At 73.1% G+C, this 22,525-nt stretch carries 18 protein-coding genes, 2 tRNA genes and 1 pseudogene; 5 read left to right on the plus strand and 16 right to left on the minus strand.

All coding sequences use genetic code 11. The features are described from left to right. Positions 1 to 467: 467 nt before the first annotated feature. From ABZ249_RS21335 to ABZ249_RS21360, 6 genes are read right to left on the minus strand one after another with little or no spacing between them, the layout of a single operon-like run. Entirely contained in the window at positions 468 to 2,279 is a 1,812-nt protein-coding gene (locus ABZ249_RS21335; RefSeq protein WP_355265632.1) for an ABC transporter substrate-binding protein, read from the minus strand. Continuing rightward, a complete protein-coding gene (locus ABZ249_RS21340; RefSeq protein WP_355265635.1) occupies positions 2,276 to 2,464 on the minus strand; it encodes a hypothetical protein in 189 nt (62 codons plus the stop codon). The genes ABZ249_RS21335 and ABZ249_RS21340 overlap by 4 nt, the downstream gene beginning before the upstream one ends. 4 nt (positions 2,465 to 2,468) lie before the next feature. Continuing rightward, entirely contained in the window at positions 2,469 to 3,491 is a 1,023-nt protein-coding gene (locus tag ABZ249_RS21345) for an ABC transporter ATP-binding protein (protein WP_355265690.1), read from the minus strand. A gap of 7 nt (positions 3,492 to 3,498) precedes the next feature. Next, the gene (locus ABZ249_RS21350; protein WP_355265638.1) at positions 3,499 to 4,563 is read right to left on the minus strand and encodes an ABC transporter ATP-binding protein; all 1,065 of its coding nucleotides are present in this window, start codon (positions 4,561 to 4,563) and stop codon (positions 3,499 to 3,501) included. Between the two features lie 5 nt (positions 4,564 to 4,568). Continuing rightward, complete coding sequence (locus ABZ249_RS21355) at positions 4,569 to 5,450, minus strand: ABC transporter permease (RefSeq protein ID WP_355265641.1); 882 nt, start codon at positions 5,448 to 5,450, stop codon at positions 4,569 to 4,571. A gap of 6 nt (positions 5,451 to 5,456) precedes the next feature. Continuing rightward, the gene (locus tag ABZ249_RS21360) at positions 5,457 to 6,545 is read right to left on the minus strand and encodes an ABC transporter permease (RefSeq protein ID WP_355265644.1); all 1,089 of its coding nucleotides are present in this window, start codon (positions 6,543 to 6,545) and stop codon (positions 5,457 to 5,459) included. A gap of 406 nt (positions 6,546 to 6,951) precedes the next feature. Between ABZ249_RS21360 and ABZ249_RS21365 the strand changes: the two genes are divergently transcribed. Continuing rightward, positions 6,952 to 8,589 (plus strand): alpha/beta hydrolase, encoded by a 1,638-nt coding sequence (locus ABZ249_RS21365; protein ID WP_355265647.1) that lies wholly within the window; start codon positions 6,952 to 6,954, stop codon positions 8,587 to 8,589. Positions 8,590 to 8,653: 64 nt separating this feature from the next. Here ABZ249_RS21365 and ABZ249_RS21370 read toward each other — a convergent pair whose 3' ends face one another. From ABZ249_RS21370 to ABZ249_RS21390, 5 genes are all read right to left on the minus strand, one after another. Continuing rightward, positions 8,654 to 9,244, minus strand: a complete 591-nt coding sequence (locus ABZ249_RS21370; protein ID WP_355265650.1) for a septum formation family protein — start codon at positions 9,242 to 9,244, stop codon at positions 8,654 to 8,656. Between the two features lie 140 nt (positions 9,245 to 9,384). Continuing rightward, the gene (locus ABZ249_RS21375; RefSeq protein ID WP_355265653.1) at positions 9,385 to 9,933 is read right to left on the minus strand and encodes a septum formation family protein; all 549 of its coding nucleotides are present in this window, start codon (positions 9,931 to 9,933) and stop codon (positions 9,385 to 9,387) included. Positions 9,934 to 10,210: 277 nt separating this feature from the next. After that, positions 10,211 to 10,283 (minus strand) — tRNA-Lys (locus ABZ249_RS21380). Between the two features lie 170 nt (positions 10,284 to 10,453). Continuing rightward, a tRNA-Lys gene (locus tag ABZ249_RS21385) sits at positions 10,454 to 10,526 on the minus strand. Positions 10,527 to 10,637: 111 nt separating this feature from the next. Further along, positions 10,638 to 10,823: a hypothetical protein gene (locus ABZ249_RS21390; RefSeq protein WP_220562860.1), complete on the minus strand. Its 186-nt coding sequence runs from the start codon at positions 10,821 to 10,823 to the stop codon at positions 10,638 to 10,640. 416 nt (positions 10,824 to 11,239) lie between these two features. On the opposite strand from ABZ249_RS21390, the gene ABZ249_RS21395 reads away from it, so the two are divergent. Together ABZ249_RS21395 and ABZ249_RS21400 are read left to right on the plus strand one after the other, a co-directional pair. Next, positions 11,240 to 12,214 (plus strand): MurR/RpiR family transcriptional regulator, encoded by a 975-nt coding sequence (locus tag ABZ249_RS21395; protein WP_220562861.1) that lies wholly within the window; start codon positions 11,240 to 11,242, stop codon positions 12,212 to 12,214. Positions 12,215 to 12,320: 106 nt separating this feature from the next. Next, entirely contained in the window at positions 12,321 to 13,304 is a 984-nt protein-coding gene (locus tag ABZ249_RS21400; RefSeq protein WP_355265657.1) for an N-acetylmuramic acid 6-phosphate etherase, read from the plus strand. Between the two features lie 187 nt (positions 13,305 to 13,491). On the opposite strand, the gene ABZ249_RS21405 is transcribed toward ABZ249_RS21400, so the two are convergent. Beyond that, positions 13,492 to 14,220 carry an ElyC/SanA/YdcF family protein gene (locus ABZ249_RS21405; protein ID WP_355265660.1) on the minus strand — a complete coding sequence of 243 codons (729 nt, stop codon included), beginning with the start codon at positions 14,218 to 14,220 and terminating at the stop codon, positions 13,492 to 13,494. Positions 14,221 to 14,307: 87 nt separating this feature from the next. Here ABZ249_RS21405 and ABZ249_RS21410 point away from each other — a divergent pair, with 87 nt between their 5' ends. Further along, positions 14,308 to 15,873, plus strand: a complete 1,566-nt coding sequence (locus ABZ249_RS21410) for a DUF885 family protein (protein WP_355265663.1) — start codon at positions 14,308 to 14,310, stop codon at positions 15,871 to 15,873. Positions 15,874 to 16,102: 229 nt separating this feature from the next. Here the strand turns inward: ABZ249_RS21410 and ABZ249_RS21415 are convergent, their stop codons facing one another. The 3 genes from ABZ249_RS21415 to ABZ249_RS21425 form a co-directional block, all read right to left on the minus strand. Continuing rightward, entirely contained in the window at positions 16,103 to 17,530 is a 1,428-nt protein-coding gene (locus ABZ249_RS21415; RefSeq protein ID WP_355265666.1) for a hypothetical protein, read from the minus strand. A gap of 19 nt (positions 17,531 to 17,549) precedes the next feature. Continuing rightward, entirely contained in the window at positions 17,550 to 18,149 is a 600-nt protein-coding gene (locus ABZ249_RS21420) for an ElyC/SanA/YdcF family protein (RefSeq protein WP_220562865.1), read from the minus strand. A 100-nt stretch (positions 18,150 to 18,249) separates the two neighbouring features. Next, a complete protein-coding gene (locus ABZ249_RS21425) occupies positions 18,250 to 18,876 on the minus strand; it encodes a DUF1707 domain-containing protein (protein ID WP_355265669.1) in 627 nt (208 codons plus the stop codon). 814 nt (positions 18,877 to 19,690) lie between these two features. Here ABZ249_RS21425 and ABZ249_RS21430 point away from each other — a divergent pair. Continuing rightward, complete coding sequence (locus ABZ249_RS21430) at positions 19,691 to 21,520, plus strand: UvrD-helicase domain-containing protein (RefSeq protein WP_355265672.1); 1,830 nt, start codon at positions 19,691 to 19,693, stop codon at positions 21,518 to 21,520. 68 nt (positions 21,521 to 21,588) lie between these two features. Here ABZ249_RS21430 and ABZ249_RS21435 read toward each other — a convergent pair. Continuing rightward, positions 21,589 to 22,525: pseudogene (locus tag ABZ249_RS21435) on the minus strand (hypothetical protein); the annotation flags it as partial.

Here is a 22,525-nt window from a genome sequence, read left to right on the forward strand (position 1 = left end):
AATCGGAGAAGCATCGGAAAAGGGCTTCCATCATCCCTCTTGACCAGGGACGACAGGGGAGAGCGGAGAACTGCTCAGGCGACCCTTTGGCCACTTATGTCAGGTTATGACCGACGATGGACCAGGGTCGCCCTCCGGACACGGCCCCGGGCCGCATTCCCCTTCGGATCCGCGTTCCCGGCGGGCGCGCATGTTCCGCGGAGGGTGTCGCGCCGGGGCGGACGGAACTGCGTCCATGGCTGGGGACCTTCCACATCCGGGGGCCGGGGGCTGCGGGGGACGCCGGGAACGCCGTGACTTCCCGGTGTCTTCGGAGACTACATCCACAAAAGCCCCACTGCGGACATGACACCCCTTTCCGTGTCCAAGGTCGGGACTTTGGTCCCGACATCGGAGCGAAAACGGGGCGGGCCCGCGCAGGGCCCGCCCCGGGTGCCCCGGAGGTCACTCCCACCTCCGGCGGGCGGCTACTCGACCGGCTTCAGGTCGCCCTGGATGAGCGACAGGATGACGTGGTTGTCCATGTAGATCTGGTTCTGCGACGCCGGGTGGTCGTCGTCGAACTTCGCCACACGGACCCCCTCCAGGGCGGGGGCCAGGTACTTGTAGGTCCAGACGGGGATGCGCGGCAGCAGCTCGTTGAAGACGATCGCCATCGTCCTCACCGCCTCGATCTGCTCCTCCTCGGTGGGCGCGGTCTTGGCGACCTCCACCAGGGCCTCCAGGTCCACCTCGCCCTGGCTGGGGCTGTCCACCTTGAGGTCGAAGTCCTGGCCCGGGGTGTCCCCGGTGCGCGCGTTCTCCACCAGGAAGTTCATCTGGAAGGCGCCCCAGTAGGACGGGATCTCCGGGTTGCCCCAGTGGCGCACGGCCACCTCGAAGTCGCCGGCGGCCCAGATGCCCCAGGGGTTGTCGGCGGGGACGTTGGACGCCGTGGTCTGGATGCCGAAGTCGTTCCACGCCTCCTCGACCTGGGTGGCGGTGAGCTCGAAGTCGCCCCAGCCGACCACGCCGACGACCTCGAAGGAGGCCGGCTCGCCGTCCGGCAGGTGCCAGATCCCGTCCTGCTTGGTCCAGCCCGCCTCCTCCAGCAGCTCGGTGGCCTTGTCGTGGTCCAGGTCGTAGGTCGCGAACCCGGCCAGCTCCTCCTGGCTGAAGACCTGCTCGGCCTGCATGTCCACCAGGCCGGCGTAGTAGTTGACGCGGGTGTAGGCCTCGCCGCGCGCGACCTGGCCGATCTGGTCGCTGTCCAGCAGGTGGGCCAGCGCCTTGCGGACGCGCACGTCCTTCAGCTCCGGCTTCTTCTGGTAGTTGAACATCAGGCCGCAGCCGTCGTAGCCGGGGTGCTCGATCCAGCGCAGGCCCTCCACGCTCTGGAACGCCTGCTGGTCCGCGGCGGAGGTCGCCAGGGTGGAGTAGTCCACCTCGCCCTGCTGGATGAGCAGCGAGGCCTGCCGGTTGTCCCCCTTGTGGATGACGACCTCGTCGAAGGCGACCTCGGTGCCCTGGTACCCGTCCTCGTTGCGCACCAGGGTGATGCGCGCGTCGGCGGTCTGGGCCGGGTCGAACTTGTACGGGCCGCTGCAGATGACGTCGGTGGGGTTGAACGCGATGAACTCGGCGTTGAACTCGTTGTGCTCGTCGTCGCCCTGGCGGACCCCGTCGGCGACCATCGCGATGGCGCGCTCGCCGAAGTCGCCGTAGGTGGACTTGGAGAAGAGGCGGTGGTCGATGACCTGGAGCTCGATACCGGGGAACGGGTTGTCGAAGCGGGCCCGGACGCTGAGGTCGTCCAGCTTCTCCAGCTCGGTGATCTGCGGGAAGCCGATGGACCAGGCCGGGGCCTCCAGAACGCGGATGGCGAAGTTCTGGTGCAGGTCGTCGGCGTTCAGGTCGGTGCCGTCGCTCCACTTCAGGCCGGGGCGCAGGCTGACGATGAGGTCGTCGCCCTCCCAGACCGCGTTCTCCATGAGCAGGTAGTCCCACTCGTGGGTCTTCCAGTTGTAGAACCCGCCCGCGGGCAGGAACAGGTCGGCGTAGACCGAGTTCATGAGCAGCGCGCCGTCCTCCACGGCGACGTTGCGGGTCTGTGCGTCGATGTCGTAGTCGTAGACGCCGGTGAACTGGCCCGGGACGGCGTTGGACGCGTTGTCTCCGCCGGCGCAGGCCGCCAGGACGTTGGCTCCGGCGACGCCGACCGCGCCGAAGCCGACGGCCTTGAGGAGTCTCCTGCGGCTGAGGTCCTGTAGGAGTGTGTTGCGGTCGGGGGTGGGGGTCATTCCTGGCGCTTCCTTTCGATGAGGACGGCGAGCAGTCCGAGGGAGAGCACGGTCAGGCCGATCACGACGGTGACGGCGCTGATCACGAACTCGGCTGTGCCGGGGGGATTCAGCAGGGCCGTGAGGCCGGCGGCCAGGGCGAGGAAGGCTCCGACGAGGAGGCCGAAACGGCCGATGAGGAGCATCCGCTCACCCCTGGCCGGCCACGTGGCAGGCGAGCAGTCGGTCATGGCCGCGCACCAGTGGCGGTCGGCGGGTGTCGCACTCCCCCGGGGCGTAGAGGGGGCAGCGCGGGTGGAAGTCGCACCCGGGGGGCAGGGCCGTCAGGTCGGGGATGTCCGCGCTGCGCAGCCGGATCCGCTCCTTGGTCCGGGCCAGGTCGGGGTCGGGTTCGCAGACCGCCGAGATCAGCGCCCGGGTGTAGGGGTGCCGCGGATCGTTGACCACCCGGGGCGTGGGGCCGTGTTCGACGACCTTGCCCAGGTACATGACGGCGATCTCGCCCTCCCAGGCGAAGTACTTGGCCACCGCCAGGTCGTGGGTGATGAACAGGAAGCCGACGCCCAGGTCGTCGCGCAGCCGGCCCAGGGTGTTGAGCAGGCTGACCCGGATGGAGACGTCGAGCATGGAGGTGGACTCGTCGGCGATGATCACCTCGGGGTTCATCGCCAGGGCCCGGGCGATGGCGACGCGCTGGCGCTGGCCGCCGGACATCTGGTGGGGGTACTTGTCGATGAAGTCCGCGGCCGGGGTGAGGTCGACCCGTTCCAGGAGTTCGGCGGTGACCCTGCGGGCCTCCCTGTGGTCGGCGACCATGCGGTGGCGGCGCAGCCCGGCGGAGACCGTGGAGTAGACGGTGCGCACCGGGTTGAGGGAGGCGTAGGGGTCCTGGTGGATGTACTGGACCGCGCGCCGGAACCCCGAGCGCTCCTTCTTGTCCATGGCGGTGATGTCGCGGCCGCGGAACAGCACCGACCCGGCGGTGGGGTCGGCCAGCCCGGCGGCCATCCGGGCGGTGGTGGTCTTGCCGCAGCCGGACTCCCCCACCAGGCACAGGGCCTTGCCCGGGCGGACCTCCAGGTCGACCCCCGCGACGGCGGGCACGTCGCCGCGCGCGCTGGGGAAGACCTGGTGCACGCCGCGCAGGCTCAGCACCGGGGCGGGGTCGGGGCCGGGGGCGGCCGCCCCGGCGGCCGGGGCGGGCGCGGGCACGGAACGGTCAATCACGGGTGACCCCCTCAGCGGCGAGTTCGCGGGTGCGCAGGCAGGCGGCGGCGTGGCTGAGGCCGTCGCCGCGGGTGTGCAGGACCTCCAGCTCCGGGCGGGTCTCGCGGCACCGCTCGGCGGCGTGCCTGCAGCGGGGGGCGAAGGAGCAGCCCGGGGGCAGGGAGGAGAGGCCGGGCGGGCCGCCGGGCAGGGACTCGGGGACGACCAGGTCGCCGCTGACCGGGGGCACGGAGTTGATCAGCGCCGAGGTGTAGGGGTGGCGCGGCCGGTAGAAGATGTCGCGCGTGGTGCCGGTCTCGATGAGGCGGCCCGCGTACATCGTCCCGACGCGGTCGGCGAGTTCGGCGGCCAGTCCCAGGTCGTGGGTGATGAAGACCATCGAGAAGCGCAGCTCCTCGCGCAGTTCGGACAGGCGCTCGACGATGGCCCGCTGGGTGAGCAGGTCCAGGGCCGTGGTGGGCTCGTCCAGGATGAGCAGCTGCGGTTTCAGCGCCAGGGCCAGGGCGATGAGGGCGCGCTGGCGCATGCCGCCGGACAGCTCGTGCGGGAAGGCGTCCAGGACCCGGGCCGGGTCCAGCCGGACCATCTCCAGCAGGGCGGCCGACTCCTCGCGGACCGCGGAGCGGCGGCGGGCGCGGCCGGTCTCGTGCGCGCGGAAGGTGTCGAGGAAGTGGTCCTCGATCTTGAGCACCGGGTTGAAGGCGTTCATCGCGCCCTGGAAGACCATGGCGGCCTCGCTCCAGCGGAACCGGCGCAGGTCCTCCCTGGCCAGGGAGCGGACGTCGACGGTGCGCCCGTCCTTGCGGCGGAAGAGGATCTCCCCGGCCGAGACGACGCCGGTGCGCGGCAGCAGGCGCAGCAGCCCCAGGCCCAGGGTGGTCTTGCCGCAGCCGGACTCCCCCACCAGGGCCATGGACTGGCCGGGGTAGAGGTCGAAGGAGACGCCGTGGACGGCGGTCACCTGTGTGCGCCGACCGGTGCGGTAGCCGACGTCGACGCCGCGGACGGAGAGCAGCGGCCCCTCGGCCGGGGCCGGCGCTGCGTGGGAAGCGGTCACGTGGCTCACCTGTCCCGGAGTCGTGGGTTGAGGGCCTGTTCCAGGGACCGGGTCATGGTGACCAGGCCGATCTGGAAGAGCATGATCATCACCATCGGGGCGACCAGGAACGGCGCGGCCGTGGGGACCAGGAAGGCGTTGTTGTCCCAGGCCTGCTGGATCATCAGCCCCCAGTTGGCGGCGGTGCTGGGCAGCAGCCCCAGCAGGTACATGCCGACGACGGCGTAGATCGCGTTGGTGATCGCGATGATGAAGTTGACGAAGATGTAGCCGGCCATGTTGGGCAGCACCTCGGCGAAGAGGATGCGCGCGGTGCCCAGGTCCTGGAGCCGGGCCGCCTCGACGAACTCGCGTTCGCGCAGGGTGAGCACCTGGGCTCGGATGGAGCGCATGAGGTAGGGCCAGGTGACCAGGCCGATGATGAAGGCGACGACCATCGGCGAGGCGGTGCGGTAGAAGGACGCCACGACCAGCATCAGGACGATGAACGGGATGGTCATCGTGATGTCGGTGAGCTGGAGCAGGAAGTGGTCGATCCGGCCGCGCACGTAGCCGGCGATCCCGCCCAGGACGACGGCGATGGCGACGGTGATCAGCGCGGCGACGATGCCCACCCAGATGGGTTCGCGGCCGCCCAGGACCAGCTGGACGAAGGTGTCCTTGCCCTCGTGGTTGGTGCCGAGCCAGTGCTCGGCGGTGATCGGGCCCCAGATCTTGGTGACGTCGGTCGGGTTGTCGGTGTCGACGAAGAAGGGGCCGACGAAGGCGAACAGGAGGACGCCGACGACGATGCACAGCCCGACGAATCCGCTGGTGCTGCGGGTGACGCCGTGCCAGATGGCGCCCCAGACCCCGGCTCCGCCGGGGGCGGCGGTACTGACTGCCATGGTCTCCTACTTCCGGATGCGCGGGTCGAGCCTGCTGTAGAGCAGGTCGGCGATGAGGTTGGCGGCCACCACACAGGTGGTGAGGACGACCAGGAGGCCCTGGAGGAGCGGGTAGTCGCGGTAGTTGACCGCGTCCAGCAGCAGGCCGCCGACCCCCTTGTAGACCAGGACCTGCTCGACGAAGATCGCGCCGCCGACGAGGGTCCCGAAGGAGATGGCGATCTGCGCGACCAGCGGCAGGATGGCGTTGCGCCCGACGTAGGACGTCGCGATGCGGCGGTCGCGCAGGCCCCGGGCCCGGGCGACGGTCACGTAGTCCTCGCTCAGGACCTCGGTGGTGGAGGCCTTCATGACGAGCATCCAGGTGCCGATGATGGCCAGCACGTAGGTGAAGATCGGCAGTCCGGCGTGGTACAGGGCGTCGCCGACGAACTCCGCGCTGAAACCGGGCTCGACCCCGGGGCTGAGGGTGCCGCGCAGCGCGATGGGGTTGAACCAGCTCAGGTACATGCCGCCGCCGACGACCAGCAGCATCGCGATGAGGTAGTTGGGGATGGCGCCCAGCACGGAGGCGACGACGCTGAGGACGTGGTCCAGCAGGCGGTTGCGGCGGTAGGCCATCACCATGCCCAGCGCCAGGCCCAGGGTGATGGAGACGAGGGTGCCCACGCCGATGCTGAACAGGGTCCAGGGCAGGTAGGCGCCGATGGACTCGGCGACGGTGAACCCGGGCCGGTTGATGGTCATGCCCATGTCGAAGGTGACCAGGCCGACGATGAAGTCCCACCACTGCGACCACAGGGGCGCGTCGGGGTCGTAGGCCAGGGAGTTGGCGGCGATGATCCGCGCCTCCTCCAGGCTCATCCCGCCCTGGGTGAGGCGGCCGGCCATGACGTCGATGGGGTCTCCGGGCATGGCGCGGCCGAGGAAGAAGGTCACGTTGGCGACGACGAAGACGACGACGACCGCTTTGCGGACCTTGACCAGGGCGTAGTGGCGCCAGATCCGGAGGGGCAGGGAGAGGGGGGCGCCGCCGGGCGGCGCCGTGGTCCCGGCTTCCGGCGGCGGTGGCGATGCCGCGATTTCGGTGGCCACGAGTCTCCTTCGAGCGGGAGGGGGGCTGTCGGAGGGGAGCGGGGGCTCGTCGGTAACGGGGGTCGGAAGATACGGGGGGAAGGGCCGGGGTGCGCGGAATGCGCCCGACCTGTTCTATTAGGAAAGTTTCCTAATAGAACGACAAGGTAGCCCGCGGGGTGTGGCGGATACCACCCCCGTGACCAAATGGCGTCCTTTGTGCGATGTGATCGGCATCGCAAAAGTCACGAAACGTACATATGGGGATGAACCCCCGTTCACTTCATGGCCGGATCAGGCCACGTTCCGCGATACATGACTTTCGTCGGTGTTCTACGCGAACCGGAAATACATACGGTTACCGGGCCGATGCACGCTCCCTCGGCGCCGCCCCCGCGGCCCGGGCCGGAACAGCAAGGGAACCCCCGTGCGCAGAGCACACCCACCGATCGCCGTGGGCACCCTGGTGTCCGCTCTGACCCTGTCGCTCGCCGCGGCCGCCCCGGCCGCCGCCGAGCCCGCCGACCCCTTGGCCGCGTTCCACGAGCAGGAGGTCGAGTGGGCCCCCTGTGAGGAACGGCTCCTGGAGGGGCTGGACTGCGCCTGGATCGAGGTGCCCCTCGACTACGCCGACCCCGGCGGCGAGCGGGCGTCCATCGCGATCAGCCGCCACCGCGCCACCGACCCCGATCGGCGGCGCGGCATCCTGCTGACCAACCCCGGCGGGCCCGGGGGCTCGGGCCGCTACATGCCCATCGAGCCCCGCCCCGACCTCGGGTTCGGCTACGGGCTGGGCACCCAGCGCATCGCCGAGGTGTACGACATCATCGGGATGGACCCGCGCGGCAGCGGCGCCTCCACCCCCTACCTCGACTGCGGCGCGGACCTCCCCCTCCCGCCCTCGCGCCCCGACGACGACGAGTTCTCGGCCGTCACCCGGGCGGCCGTCTCCGTCCAGCGGTCGTGTGAGAGCGCCCACGGCGACCTCATCCCGCTCATGACCACGGCGAACACCGCGCGCGACATGGACGTGATCCGCGCCGCCCTGGGCGAGGAGCGGACCTCCTACTACGGGGTGTCCTACGGCACCTACCTGGGAGCGGTGTACGGGAGCCTGTTCCCCGAGAGGCTGGACCTCAGCGTGCTGGACTCCTCGGTCCTGCCCGACGGCATGTGGCGGGAGCTCTTCCGCACCCAGAACCGGGGCTACAAGGCCAACGTGGACCGGTACACCGCGTGGGTCGCCGAGCGCCACGACGAGTACGGGTTCGGGTCCACCCCCGAGGAGGTGCTGGCCACCGTCGAGGAGACCCGCGCCCGGTTGGAGGAGGAGCCCCGCGACGACGTCCCCGGCATGCCCGAGGGGACGCCCTTCACCGCCGACGACTTCGACTTCTACATCGGCTCGGCGTCGCGGAACCAGATGTACTGGGACCTGATCTCGGTCGAGCTCGGGTTCTTCGTGAACGACGTGCCCTTCCCCGGGTACGAGCTCCCCGAGTACCCCGACCCGGAGGTGGAGCTCTCCAACGACTCCCTGCTCATGGCGGTGAGCTGCGAGGCCGAGTGGCCGTCGCGCCTGTCGGGCTACTACCGGGACATGCGCGAGGCGCGCGAGTACAACCCGTACGGCATCGGGGCGATCTGGGACTCGCCGCAGCCCTGCGCGTTCGCCTCGCGGGCGCCGGCCGAGCCTCTGGTGGAGCTGGAGCGCGAGGGCTACGCCCCCGGCCTGGTGATCGCGGCGGAGTTCGATGCCAACACCGTCTACGAGGGCGGGCCGCGGATGGCCGACCGGCTCGGCAACGCCCTGGTCACCGTCACCGACGAGGGCGGGCACGGGTTCTACGGGATGCCCGGCCACGACTGCGTGACCGCGGCCGTGGACGCCTACCTGGTGGACGGCGCGGCCCCGCGGGACGCGACCTGCGCCGGGCTGCCCCGGCCGCAGGACGCGCCGTCGGCCCTGAGGACACAGGAGGCGGAGGCGGCCGGCGCGGTCGTCGCCGGGATCATGTCCGAGCGCGGTAACCCGCTCGCGGCCCGGCTGCCCGGGATCGGCTGACCCCCGCACGGGAACGGCCCGCACCGCCGGTGGGCGGTGCGGGCCGTACGCCGGAACGGGTGTCCTACCGGTTGGCGCCCGCCAGGGTGCCGGTGGTGTCGCCCGCGGGGTCGTAGATCAGGCACAGGACCTCGCGGTCGCCCGCGGCCCAGCCGTCCGCCGTCGGGAAGAGCGGCGTGTAGTAGAGGGCCGAGTCGTAGTACCCGGTGCCGACGAAGGGCTCGAACGCCGCCTCGCACAGCTCGTTGGCCGAGTCGGAGACGGAGGTCTCACCGGGGTAGTCGCCGGACTCGTTGATGTTCTCGACGTGGTAGACCTCGTAGACGTGCGGCTCCGCGCAGTCGATCTTGGGCACCGAGGAGATCGAGTCCTCGTCCGAGCCGAACTCGGTCAGGCAGTCGCCGAGGTAGATGTCGAAGACATCGGTGTCCTCGGGGTCCATGGGGGTTTCCACCGGGGTCTCCGCGGGGGTCTCCACCGGAGTCTCCGCGGGGGTCTCGGTCGTTTCGGGGGACGGCGCCACCTCCGCTCCCGGGCGCAGCGCCGGAGGCAGCAGCATTTCGGGGCTGCACGCCGTCAGCGACAGTGCCGCGCCGACGACCAGGGGGCCGAGCACGAGGCGCCCATAGGGCGAACGGCGCAATTCCGACAACATGGCGACTCCAACAGGGGTTCTTCGTTACCTGTCGCCGACGGACCCGGCGACACTTATCCAGATGCGCGGAGAACGGCCGTGGTTCCCGGTCCGGACGGAAAAATACCGGTCCGCCCGATAGGGGCGGACCGGTAGGGAACCTAGCGGGCGGCGCCGGCGAGGGTGCCGGTGACCATCTCGCCGCTGGTGACGATGTAGCAGACGATCTCGCGGTCGTCGATGGTGTTCCAGCCGTCCTCGGTCGGGGTCAGGTAGCTGTAGTACAGCTCCGACTCCAGGTAGGGAACGCCGATGAACGTCTCGAAGTTGGTCTCGCAGGCCTCCGTGGCGGAGGACTCGATGGCCGTCTCACCCGGGAACGCGCCCTCGGGCAGCGTCTCGATGTGGTAGACCTCCGCGTCGTGCTCCTCGGCGCAGTCGAGCGTCGGGACCTCGCTGACCTCGTCGCCGGTGAAGGAGGTGTTGAACTCGGCCTCGGTGAAGCAGTCGCCGACGGCCAGGGTGAAGACGTCGTCGCTCTCCGGCAGGAGGGAGGTCTCCTCGGAGCCGCCGGCGGCGCCGTCCGGGGCGGTCTCGGCGGGGGCGCCGCCCAGGAGGTTGTTCACGATGGCGCCGCAGCCGGTGAGGGAGAGGGCGGCGCCACAGGCCAGAGCGGACAGGGCCAGCGCGCGGAAGGGGGACAGGGACATGGGGATACTCCGGAAGTGGTTCAGGGGAAGGGCCGGCCCGAAACGGCGGCGAGACAACATTTCACCAGGTCGGGGCCGGTGTCAATCCGTTTGTGGGATATGCCCGGAAAGCGGTGGGGGGCCGAGGGGTCCGGCCGGCCTGCTTCCTTCGGGCGCGTGGGGGATGCGGTACAGCACAGCACGGGGCCACGACATTTCCCGTGCCCCCCGGAGCGGGGTCCGGGACCCCGGGGATGCGGAAGGCCCCCGGTACCCGACCGGGGGCCTTCCCGCAGTGTGCGTCATCAGGGACTCGAACCCCGAACCCGCTGATTAAGAGTCAGCTGCTCTGCCAATTGAGCTAATGACGCCCGTCGTCGCGCGGACCGACGTCCGCACCGCGACCCGGTCGATCCTACCCGACCCCTCGGGGGCCGCCGCACCGCCCGGCCCGTGATACGGGCCACTGCGGAGCGGTCGGAGGACCGCCACGTGATCGACCCCGGTGGAAGGCCGAGCCTTCTGCCGGGGCCGTTCGCCGTGCGTCATCAGGGACTCGAACCCCGAACCCGCTGATTAAGAGTCAGCTGCTCTGCCAATTGAGCTAATGACGCCGGTCGTTCCCGGGGATCCGGGCCCTGTGGGCCGTGCTCCCCGGCGACGTCGTTAACTCTAGCAGGACTCGCGGAGTGGTCGCGAACCGTTTGTCCGGTCGCCCGCGAGGGTCAGGAGAAGGCCAGGACCAGCGCGACGACGACCGCGACGGCCGCGATCACGCCGACGCCCGCGAGGACGATCGGCAGGACGGGGCGGCGCTCGGGCGCCTCAGGTTCGGGGTTCTCGTCGACGAAACGCTGGAAGTGCTGTGTGGCCCCGGCGGGGTCCTGATTCGGATCGTTGTTCTGTGTCATGGGGTCGACACTAGCGACTCATGTGACCCATGAGCACCGCTGCAAACGAATTCGGGCGATATCACAAGACCCCGCGACCGTTCACTCCGGTGAAAGGCGAACGTAAGAGCCCGCCGCCAGACTCGTCACCGGCGGGCCGGAACGACCGGTACTTCCCCGCGGCCGCGATGGCCCTCCCGGGCCCGGCGCGCGAGTGCGCGGTGGACACCGCGCACGGGCCGTGTGCCGGGTCCGCCCGCGCCGCTCCCCCGGCCGCGCCGGCCGCCTTCCGGCGCCTTCTCCCACTTCAGCCGGGAAACCCGAGGTCCGGGGACTTCGGTACTTGCCGCGGGGCCGACCGCTTGGAATCCTGGATTCTCCCGCTTTTTCCCTTCCGCGCGTTGACTCTGCCCCGAGACCGAAAGAAACTTTCCTCCATGGCGCACATTCCGAAGCCCACGGAAGGCCGGGTGGAACCGGGGATCCCACAGGTCCCCACCACCGTGCTCCGCATCCGCTCGCTGCTGCCCTCGCTGGCACCGGCCGAGCGGCGGGTCGCCCAGCGCATCATCGACGACCCGGAGCGGGCGGCGGCCTCCTCCATCACACAACTGGCGAAGGACTGCGCGACCTCTGAAGCCACGGTCATCCGCTTCTGCCGGACCATCGACTTCAGCGGGTACCGGGAGCTGCGCCTGGCGCTGGCCACCGAGGCCGGCCAGGCGCGCGGGGCCCGCACCACCGGGGCCCCCGAGCCCGACGGGGACATCAACCCCGACGACACCCTGGTGACGGTGGTCCAGAAGATCGCCTACACCGACGCCCGGGCGGTCGAGGAGACCGGCGCGGCCCTGGACGTCGACGTGCTGCGCACCGTCATCGACACGATGTCGTCCGCCCGGCGGATCGACGTCTACGGGGTGGGGGCCAGCGCGTTCGTGGGCGCCGACCTCCAGCAGAAGCTGCACCGGATCGGGCTCACGTCGTTCGCCTGGTCGGACGCGCACGTGATGCTCACCAGCGCGGCCCTGCTGGACGAGCGCGACGTGGCCATCGGCATCTCGCACAGCGGCGCCACCATCGACACCGTGCAGGCCCTGACCGAGGCCGGGCGCCGGGGCGCGCGCACCGTGGCCATCACCAACTTCCCGCGCTCCGCCATCGGGTTCGCCGACCACGTGCTGACCACGGCGGCCCGGGAGACCACCTTCCGGTCCGGGGCGACCGCCAGCAGGCTGGCCCAGCTGACCGTGGTGGACTGCCTGTTCGTGGGGCTGGCCCAGAGCCGGTACGCCGACAGCAGGGCGGCCCTGGAGACCACCGCCGAGGCGGTGCGGGGGCTGCGCATCAGCGACGACCGCAAGCGTCGCCGGGGCCGGCCCGACGACAGGGCCGCCGACGACCGGCCGTGAGGCGCGGGCGGGATTCCCCGGGCCCGGAGCACACGCCCGGGGTCGGCGGATGACGGGCGGGGCCGAGGCGGCGGACCGGGGACCGACCGGAAAGGAACGACAGCGGGTGCGGACCGAACAGGAGAGCGCTGTGGAACACTACGGCGGGGAACGGACCCCGGACGGCCCGTCGGACCCCGGGGCGCCCCCGGGCGAGACGGTGATCGTGCGCGCCCCCACCGAGGCCCGCAACCCCCGCACCCTGGACATCGACCGGTTGTCGGTCCTGGACGTCCTGCGGCGGATCAACGCGGAGGACGCCACCGTGCCCGCCGCGGTGGAGGCGGTGCTGCCGGAGCTGGCGCGGGCCGTGGAGCTGGGGGTGGCCGCCCTGGAGAGCGGGGCGGCCATCCACTACTTCGGCGCGGGGACCTCCGGGCGCATCGCCGCCCAGGACGCCGCCGAGCTGCCCCCCACCTACGGGGTGCCCCCCGAATGGGTGGTGTCCCACCACGCGGGCGGCGGGGCGGCCCTGGTCCGCGCGGTGGAGGGCATCGAGGACGACTGGGAGTCCGGGCGCGCGGACGCCTCGGGGCTGACCCCCGGTTCGCTGGCGGTCGGGCTGGCGGCCAGCGGCCGCACCCCGTACGTGGGCGGCGCGCTGGAGGCGGCCCGGGAGCGGTCCGCCGCGACCGTGCTCATCAGCGCCAACCCGGACGCCCCGCTGGCGGAGCACGTGGACGTGCACGTGGGCGTGGACACCGGTGCCGAGGTGATCGCCGGGTCGACCCGGATGAAGGCGGGCACCGCCCAGAAACTGGCGCTGAACGCGTTCTCCACCGCCGTGATGGTCCGGATGGGGCGCACCTACTCCAACCTCATGGTGGGAGTGGACGCCAGCAACGGGAAGCTCCGCGGCCGGGTGGTGACCATCCTGGCCCAGGCCTCCGGCGCCGGCGAGGAGGACTGCGCGCGGGCGCTCACCGAGGCCGGCGGCGACACCCGCACGGCCCTGGTGTCGCTGCTGGCCGGGGTGCCGGCCGCCGAGGCCCGGGAGGCGCTGGCCGGGGCCCGGGGCCGGGTCCGCGACGCCCTGGCCGGGCTGTCCTAGGCGTGTTCGGCGGGTGCCCCCGGCGCCCGGCGCTCGCGCCGGGCGCCGGGGGCGGCCCTCGGGCGATCTCTCGCGGGACGCCCGGCGGGGCCGGCCCGGAGCCGGCCGGCCGGGCACGGGCGGCCGGCGGGAGGCGGCCCGACGGCCGCGCCCCGGAACGATCCGCCGGGAGCGGCCCGGACCCCGGCTACTCCCCGTCCTTCCGGGCGGCGGCGAGCGCGTCGTCGACGGCGGTCTCGTAGCGGCCCAGGAAGGTGGGGTCGGGGCGGAACACCACGGTGCCCAGGGCCGCCACCGCCGCGGGGACCTCCCGCGCCCAGCCGTAGCGGGTGGCCCAGACCCGCTCCCGGGCGGCGGCGTCGGCGACGCCGACCGCGTCGATGCCGGCCGCACGGCACAGGCGCACCGCCCGGGGCAGGTGGAAGTCCTGGGTGACCACCGTCGCCTCGGTCACCCCGAACACCTCGCGGGCGCGCACGCACGACTCCCAGGTGGAGAACCCGGCGTAGTCGGCCGCGATGTGCTCGGCCGGGACCCCGGCGGCCACCAGGTGGTCGCGCATGGTGTCGGTCTCGTTGTAGTGCTCCACGCTGTTGTCGCCGCTCACCAGCAGCACCTCGGCCTTGCCGGCGAAGTACAGGTCGGCGGCCAGCTCCAGCCGCCGGGCCAGCACCCGGGTGGGGAGCCCGTCCTCGCGCACCCCGGCGCCCAGGACCAGCGCCACCGGCCGCTCGGGCACGTCGGCGACGGTGGCGTGGCGGTACCCGGAGGTCCCGGCGACCACCCACACGAAGGGGGCGAACGCCGCCACCAGGGCGAGCGCGAACAGCGGAAGCAGGAGGAGCCGGCGGCGGCGCGGCCGTTTCCCGGCCGTTGCGTCGGAGGACTCGGCGGAGGCTTCTTCGGAGGTCGTCACATCCGGGGAGACGACTGGGAGGGGCCCGGGGTTCCGCCCTCCGCACAGCGGGGTGTGCTTTCGCGGCCCGCGCTCTAAGGTCGGGGCATGCCACACCCCGAGAACCATGAAATCCCGGCCCGGCTGCGGGCCCTGGCCGACCTCATGCCCGGCGCCATGCGCGACGGAGCGGGCATGCACGAGTACGACGGCCGCATCGCCGACCTCTCCCCCGCCGGCGTCGAGGCCGCCCTGGCGGCGCTGGGCGGCGCGCCGCTGGACGATCCCCACGACGAAGCGCACCTGGCCGCGTTCGAGGCCGAGGCCCGGTACGCGCTGGGCGAGGCGCTGCAGTACCGCGCCAACCCCCTGTACCACCTGGGCGAGCTCGACGTCTCCGGCTACGACCGGGACTACGCCCCCGAGGCCGAGCGCCGCAGGGCCCGGGACGCCCACCTGGCGCAGTGGCCGCGCGGCGTGGACAACGCGATCGCCGCTCTGGACCGGATGCCCGCCCCGGTGGCGCGCTCCCTGGTCGGCGCCGTCCGCGGGCTGGCCGAGGGGCTGCCCGAGGACGTGCCCGCCCCGCTGCGCGAGACCGCGCTGGCCGCGCACGCCCGCCTGGTCGCCCATGTGGAGCGGGCCGCCGAGGAGGGGCCCGAGGACGCCTCGCTGGGCGCCGAGGGGCTGGCCCGGCTCATGGGCACCGGGGAGGCCCTGGAGGTCGACCCCGCGGAGCTGGCGGAGCGGGCGCGGGCCGAACGCGACCGGCTGCGGGCGCGGCTGGCCGAGGCGGTCGGCCGGATCGCCCCCGGCGAGGACGTCATGACCGCGGTCAGGAAGCTGACCGCGCAGGGCCCGGACGGCGACGGGGTGCTCGACGCCGCCCGCCGCTGGACGGAGCTGGCGCTGGAGTTCACCGCCGAGCGCGGCCTGGCCCCCTACGGCGACGGCGAGTGCCGGGTGGACCTGTCCCCGCCCGCCCACCGCTGGGCCACCGCGATGATGGCCTGGTCCGGGCCGTGGGAGGCCGACACCCCGTCGTTCTACTACATCACCCCGCCCGACCCCGCCTGGGACGCGGCGGAGACCGCCGAGTGGCTGGAGATGTTCAGCGACACCACGCTGCCGGCGGTGAGCGTGCACGAGGTGGCCCCCGGGCACTTCTCGCACGGGCGGGCGCTGCGGCGCGCCCCCGGCCCGGTGCGGCGGGCGCTGCACTCGATGGCGTTCGCCGAGGGCTGGGCGCACTACGCCGAGGAGATGATGCTGGAGGAGGGCTTCGGGGACTACGCCGCCGAGCGCTGCGGCGTCGGGGGGTGGACCGCCGACCACTACGAGGCGGGCGTGTGGGTGGAGGCCCTCATCCGGGTGACCCGGCTGTCGGTGGCCATCGGCATGCACACCGGGACCATGACGGTGGAGGAGGCGGCGGCGCTGTTCTCCGAGGACACCCCGCTCCAGGGCCCGGCGGCGCTGTCGGAGGCGCGGCGGGCCACGTTCGACCCCACCTACGGCCGGTACACGTGGGGCAAGCTGGAGATCCTGCGGCTGCGCGAGCGGGCCCGCGAGCGGTGGGGGTCGGAGTTCTCCCTGGGCCGGTTCCACCGGGCCCTGCTGGACCTGGGCTCCCCGCCGCTGGGGCTGATCGGCACCGCCCTCGAACGGGGCTGAGCGCCCGGGGCGGGACTCCCCATCCCGGGGGCGGTGGCAGCCGCCCCCGGGGCCGGACGCGGCTCCGGTCCGGAGGGGGCCCGCGGCCCCGCGGGGACCCGTCGGCCGCGGCCCCGAGGGGCGGCGGCGGACGGCGGGGGGCCGCCGGACGGCCGGGGCGTCCCCGCTCCGGCCGTGCCGGTTTCGACGGGGGCCGCCGCGACGCGGTTCCCGCGGGGTCCGGCGGAGGTCAGCGGCCGCCGAACAGGCGGCCGAAGAGCCCGCCCTGCTGCTGCGGCGGCTCGGGGGCGGCGGGGGCCTGCGGCTCCACCACCTCGGGCTCCAGCTCCACGCCCACCGAGGTGCGGAACTCCTCGGGGTCCTCCGGAAGCCCCCAGGCGGCCAGGACCTCCCGGAACTCCGCGTCCTCCCAGGCCTGGGCGGGCAGCTCGGCGATCGCCCACATCACCTTGAGGGTCTCCTCGTCGTACTCGGCGTTGAGGTGGTCCTCGAGGGTGAACCCCTGGGTGCGCGGCCCCAGGACCAGCTCCAGCCCCGCCGCGGTGACCAGGGCGCGCGAGTCCTCCTCGCCCTTGATCAGGCCGGGCAGGATGTCCAGGCGCAGGCGGCGGGCGCGGCTCCCGGCCCGTCCCAGGGCCAGGAAGCCCAGAACCTGCGGCGAGCGCTCGCCGCAGTGCGGCCACGACTCGTTGAACAGGCCCTCGTAGCCGCTGGTGGTGCCGCCGCCGCGACCGATCCGGCGCAGCGCCTCGCGCGGGGTGTTGCCGCCGTGGATCATCACCAGCGCCACCGACGCGGCGAAGGAGTTGTACAGGTTGCCGCCGGCCATCTGGTGGGTGAGGGCGACGGTGAGGTCGATGTCGTCCGGCCCGGCCAGCGCGCCCAGCGCGAACAGTTCCGCGGGCAGCGGCTCGGACCCCCCGGCCAGGGCCTGGTCCATCATGTCGCGCAGGCTGGAGGGCGCCTGGCGGGTGGGGCGCAGGTCCTTGGCGAGCAGGATCTGGGAGGCACCGGTGATGCCCGCGACGATCCGGTCGGCGTCGGGGGTGAGGAAGGCCAGCAGGTAGGAGACCCACTCCCCGGCCCGGTCCATGCCGCCGCGGTTCGCCGCGCCCTTGAGCAGCTCCAGCAGGTCGGGGACGCGGGCGCGGATCGCCTCGAAGGTGTCCAGCTCGGCCTGGAGCAGGGCGGGGCCGTCGGGCAGCTCCAGGACGGCGAGCCGGTTGCGCATCCTGCGCCGCTGCTGCTCGTCGGGGGCCTCCTCCACCCAGGTCCGGTACTGCTCGACGGCCTTCCCGGTGTCGGTGGAGGTGATCCAGGCCACCTCGTCGCGCCACTGCGCCAGATCGCGGGGCTCGGGGAAGTGGTCCTCGGCGTGCGCGGAGACCAGCTCCAGCAGCAGGCTCAGGGGGCGCCACCGGTCGGTGGCGGGGGTCTGCTCGGAGCAGGCCGCGTCGACGAGGAAGTCCACCGCCCTGGGGGCCGCCCGGTGGCCGGGGGCGGGGAACTCGATGATGTCGTGCAGTTCGGACAGGGCCGTGTCGCTGCCGGTGACCTCGGCCAGCAGGGAGGCGATGCGCTCGCCGCCCTCCGGGGCCAGGGCCGTCCAGTCCACGCTCTCGGGACCGGTGTGCGCGTCGTTCGGGGTCGCGTTCATGCCCCCAGTATCGCCGGGTTCAGGGGCCGGTCCGGGCGGGGGCGGGCCGCAGCACGGCGTCGCGCAGGGCCTTGACCGCGGCCCCGGCCTCGCGGGCGTACCCGATGACGGTGGAGCGGCGGCGGGCCCCCATGCTGGGATCGCCCACGCCCACGGCGTCGATCCCGGCGGCCCGGGCCAGTGCGACGGTGCGGGGCAGGTGGAACGACTGGGTGACCATGGTCGCGGAGCGGACCCCGAACAGGTCGCGGACCCGCACGCAGGTGTCCCAGGTGCGGTAGCCGTGGGGGTCGGCGTCGATCCGGTCCGCGGGGACCCCGTGGGCGACGAGGTAGGCGGCCATGGTGTCGGTCTCGCGGCGCGAGACCTCACGGTTGTCGCCCGAGACGATGACGCGCTCCACCCTGCCGCCGAGGTACAGGCGCACGGCCAGGTCCAGGCGGCGGGCCAGCAGGGGCGAGGGGCCGTCGGCCCAGGCGGCCGCGCCCAGGACGACCGCCACCGGCCGGTCCGGGACGGTCTCCACCGTCCGGAGGCGGCCGACGGAGGCGGCCGTCAGCCAGATGTAGGGGCTCAACGCGGCCGCGCACACCCCGGCCGCCACGATCCACACCGACACCGTCGGCCCTCCGTCCGTTCCCGCGCCCCCGCGCGGGGGCGCACCCCATGATGGCAGCCCGCGGGCCCCCGCGGTCCGCGGCCCGTGGGGGCCGGGGCGGTCACACGCCGAAGAGGGAGGACCAGGAGAAGGGGCGGCGGTGGCCGACCTGGAGGGTTCCGCCGTGGCAGGTGCCGGTGATGACGAAGTGCGGGGCGGGCGGGCGGGGGATGGCGTCGGCGTCCACCTTCAGGCTGCCCAGCCAGGAGGTGTCCACGTCGACCTCGGCGGTGGCCCGCTCGGGCAGGATCACCTCGGCGCCTCCCCAGGACACCTCCAGGTGGACCTCGATACGGTCGTGGGGGATGTCCGCCTCGCGGAAGTCGAGCCGGGTGCCCCCGTACTTGTTGCGGACCTCGATGCGGCGGGGCACCTGCCAGCGGCCCTTGCGGACGACGGTGTCGCCGTCGGACCGGACGACCATGATGTCCTCGGGGTGGACGCGGCCGGCCGGCCGGTCGTCCGCCGCGACGGGGACGGGGCCGGTGGCCGCCCCGGGCGCGCCGGGCAGGTCGGCGGTGATGGGCTCGAAGTCGGCGTAGGTCTTGGCGTTGAAGGCGGCCTCGAGCCGCTCGTCGAGTTCGTCGAGGGTGATGCGCCCCTCGGCCGCGGCGTCCCTGAGCACCTCCGCCACCTGCTGGCGTTCGGCGTCGGAGACCCGCATACGGGCGCTTTCGTCGGAGACCACGACCGCACCGCTCCCTTCGTCGTCCTGGTGACCACCACCGTAGAGCACGGCCGCCTCGCGAAGGGAATGGGAATGCCCCGCCCTGCGTGCTTTGGGGCGGGCGGGGCCGGGGTACCGGTGAGGGTGGTGGCGGGCGCTCCAGGGCGCCGCGCCGCAGAGTGGGCACCCGCGGCGCACGCCCGCGGGTGGTCAGGACTCTGCCGGGGTAGGACGGACCCCGGCAGAGTCCTGGACCGCACGGATGGCACGCGGCCGTCTCCCCTGTGCGTTACACGATCTCGTGCCCGGACGGCTCTGCACAGAGCGTGTCCGAAACCGGCCACTGCGTGAAATGCCACCAGAAGACACGTCTGTACACATGCGTTACCGGATGACCGTTCTTCCGTTCGATTTTCGGTCCGCCGGTTCTCATCGGCCCATCCCGCACCGGCCTTCCCATGCCCCCCGCCCGGATCAGGCATTGTCGCCCTGCGTCACCGGGTTTCGGACAGCATCTAAACACCTTTGAGGACACTGCGGGACGCCACGGAACCGCAGGTCAGCGGACGCGTCTCCGCGCATCCCGGAAATGTTCGGGACGGTACTCGAACAGGCTTCCGTAGAACCCCCTCCCACCTGGGACGACGCCTCTCCCGAAAAGCCCCGGAAACCTGACGGGAATCGGCCCGCGAGCGGCGTTTGCCGGAATTCCGCAGAGAGCATGTTCACAGGTGAGAGGGATCGCCGGCCCGGCCCCTCCGCCCCGACACCGCCCGCTCCGAACGCCTCAGACCCCGAGCCATCACCTGGTCGAAGACCGGAGGAGACCCACGACGTGTCCGCCCTTGCGATCGCCCCGACCTTCCTCAGCGACTTCACCCGCCTCACGCCCGACGTCCAGCTCAACACCCTGGCCGTGATGCGCGCCTACCAGGCCGGGGAACGGCCCGACCTGGAGCCCGTCGCGGACGCCGCCGACCCGCGGGTCCGGATCGTCGGCATCGACCCCGACTGGTCCGGCGTCGTCGTCCCGGCACCCGCCGGCGACGAGCCCGACGACGGGTCCGGGGACGACCCCGCCGAGCACCCGCGGACCCGCTACCGCCTGCTCACCGTGCTGCCGCGCGAGGAGGCGCTGCGCTTCGCCCGCCGCCTGGTCCCGGCGTCCCCGGAGATCGTCCCGCTCGGCGGCGGCGCCCCGGCCGACCCCCGCCCCAGCGGCCCGCCCGAGCTGGCCGGCGCCCTGCGCGCGCCCTTCCGGCAGTGGCAGGTCACGCTCCACCCCGACCAGCACCGGATCACCGAGGCCCACTACAACGGCGCCGTGCAGATCACCGGCGGCCCCGGAACCGGCAAGACCGTCATCGCCCTGCACCGGGCCGCCCACCTGGCCGAGCGCGACGCCGCCGCCCACCCCGAGGACCACCGCGAGTCGGTCCTGCTGACCACCTACAACCGGGCCCTGGCCCAGTCCCTGTCCGACCGCCTCGACCAGCTGCTGCCCGATCCCGGGGTGCGCGCCCGGGTCCGGGTGGCGACCATCGACAGCCTCGCCCGTTCCGTGGTGCAGGCCCACGGCGTCCCGCCGCGCCTCATCGGCAAGGACGACCTGGCCCGCCGCTGGCGCGCGCTGGCGCTGGCCGACGGGCTGCCCTTCTCCGGCCGCTTCCTGGTCGACGAGTGGGAGCAGGTCATCCTCGCCAAGGGGATGGAGCTGCTGCCCGAGTACATCCGCTGCGAGCGCAGCGGGCGTGTCCAGCACCTGGCGCCCGAGCACCGGCGCCAGGTGTGGGAGACCATCCGGCGCTACGTCGGCGCCATGCGGGTGGAGGGGCTGTGGTCCTACCCGCAGCTGGCCGCGGAGGCCGCCCGTGTCCTGGGCCGCGGGGCGCCGCTGTTCCGGCACGCGGTGGTCGACGAGGCGCAGGACCTGCACCCGGCCCAGTGGCGGATGCTGCGCGCCGCCGTCCCCGAGGGCCCCGACGACCTGTTCATCGTGGGCGACCCGCACCAGCGGGTGTCCGACAACCGGGTCTCGCTGGCCTCGCTCGGCATCAACGTGCGCGGGCGCGGCCACCGGCTCCGGGTGGGCTACCGGGTCACCCAGGAGATCCTCGACTGGAGCATGCCCATCCTGGGCCGCAGGGCGGCGCTGGGCATGGACGACGACGCCGACACCCTGGCCGGCTACCGCTCGCTGCTGCGCGGCCCGGCGCCGGTGGTCCGCGGCTGCGCCGACCGCGCCGAGGAGCTCGCCGCCCTGGGCGACTGGGTGCGGGTGTGGCTGGAGGCGGGGGTCGACCCGACCGAGATCGCGGTGGCCGGGCGCAACCACTGGGTGGTGCGCGGGATCGCCAAGGAGCTGACGGCCCGGGGCATCCCGACCGCGCCGCTGGAGGAGTCCGGCGGCACGGGGGCGGTGCGCGTGGGCACGCTGCACCGGCTCAAGGGCCAGGAGTTCCGCTGCGTGGCCCTGGTGGGGGTCGCCGACCACCTGCTGCCGCCCAAGGCCGCGATCGAGGCCGCCGACGGCGACCAGGTCGCCCTGGAGCACGCCTTCCAGCAGGAGCGGACGCTGCTGTTCACCGCCTGCACGCGGGCGCGCGACGCCCTGTACGTGTCGCACGTGGGGCGGCCGAGCCGGCTGATCGCCGAGGGCCGCTGACCCGGGCCCGGAACACGACAGGGGGCGCCGCGCGGTCCGCGCGGCGCCCCCGCCGTGTCGTGCGGGTGTCAGCCCGCGAACCGGCCGTTCAGGCCGGTGATGTTCATCCGGTCGGTGCCCGCCATCGGGCTGGAGACGTCGACCTCGGTCACGAACATGTACGGCAGCAGCAGCGGCGGCGGGAAGTCCGGGGTGAAGGTGATCGGGAGGGGGATCCCGAAGATGTTGACCTTCATCCGGGTGACGTGCATGACGACGTCGCCGTCCAGGGTCATGGACGGCAGGCCCAGGCTCATCCGGGTGCCGTGCTCCTCGAACCACAGGTCCCCGCCGGTGACCTCGGCCCGGTCCATGGTGAGCCGGATGTAGCGCTGGGGTCCGTTCGCGGTCGGGCACTCCACGACGCCGTCGTAGCGGGCGCCGCTCATGGTCAGCACGTCGGCGGTCAGCCCGGAGGTGCGGACCGAGCCGCGGGAGCAGTCGTAGTCGGCGTCGGCGGGGACCTCGGGGAGCTCGTCGGCCTCCCGCGCGGCCTGGCAGGCCAGGACCGCTTCGACGAACTCGTCCTCGCTCCGGGCCAGCGCCCCCTCGCCGGTGCGGAACTCGCACTCGGCCGGGTCGGCTTCGGTCTCCTCGCCGGCCTCCTCTTCCCCTTCCTCCTCGCCGGGCTCCTCCCCCGGGTCCTCGGTGCCGGGCTCCTCCGGGGCGGGGTCGCCGCCCGGGTCGCCGGGCGAGGGGGACGGTGACGGGGAGGGTGAGGCGGAGGGGTCGTCGGCGGGCTGCTCCTCGCCCCCGCCGCCCGGGAAGAGCCAGTCCCAGGGCCAGCCCAGGGTGGGGGCGGGGGCCGAGGCCAGGACGACGGCGGCGGCCAGGGGCAGGGCGAGGGCGGCCAGCGGCCGGGTCCCGGCCTCGGGCCCCCCGGCCGCGGGCAGTTCGTCATCGGGAGCGGCCGCGCCCCCGTCCGCGGCGCCGTCCGCCGGCGCCCCGGCCCGTCGGCGCCCGCGC

The organism is Nocardiopsis sp. NPDC006139 (assembly GCF_040614155.1).
In the GTDB taxonomy this organism is placed as follows: domain Bacteria; phylum Actinomycetota; class Actinomycetes; order Streptosporangiales; family Streptosporangiaceae; genus Nocardiopsis; species Nocardiopsis changdeensis.

Bases quoted from the DNA above. Each gene is read 5' to 3' on its own strand.
- ABZ249_RS21370 (WP_355265650.1), bottom strand. From the start codon at position 9,244: ATGTTGTCGGAATTGCGCCGTTCGCCCTATGGGCGCCTCGTGCTCGGC.
- ABZ249_RS21395 (WP_220562861.1), top strand. From the start codon at position 11,240: ATGGCGCACATTCCGAAGCCCACGGAAGGCCGGGTGGAACCGGGGATC.
- ABZ249_RS21340 (WP_355265635.1), bottom strand. From the start codon at position 2,464: ATGCTCCTCATCGGCCGTTTCGGCCTCCTCGTCGGAGCCTTCCTCGCC.
- ABZ249_RS21415 (WP_355265666.1), bottom strand. From the start codon at position 17,530: ATGAACGCGACCCCGAACGACGCGCACACCGGTCCCGAGAGCGTGGAC.
- ABZ249_RS21335 (WP_355265632.1), bottom strand. From the start codon at position 2,279: ATGACCCCCACCCCCGACCGCAACACACTCCTACAGGACCTCAGCCGC.
- ABZ249_RS21390 (WP_220562860.1), bottom strand. From the start codon at position 10,823: ATGACACAGAACAACGATCCGAATCAGGACCCCGCCGGGGCCACACAG.
- ABZ249_RS21375 (WP_355265653.1), bottom strand. From the start codon at position 9,933: ATGTCCCTGTCCCCCTTCCGCGCGCTGGCCCTGTCCGCTCTGGCCTGT.
- ABZ249_RS21410 (WP_355265663.1), top strand. From the start codon at position 14,308: ATGCCACACCCCGAGAACCATGAAATCCCGGCCCGGCTGCGGGCCCTG.
- ABZ249_RS21355 (WP_355265641.1), bottom strand. From the start codon at position 5,450: ATGGCAGTCAGTACCGCCGCCCCCGGCGGAGCCGGGGTCTGGGGCGCC.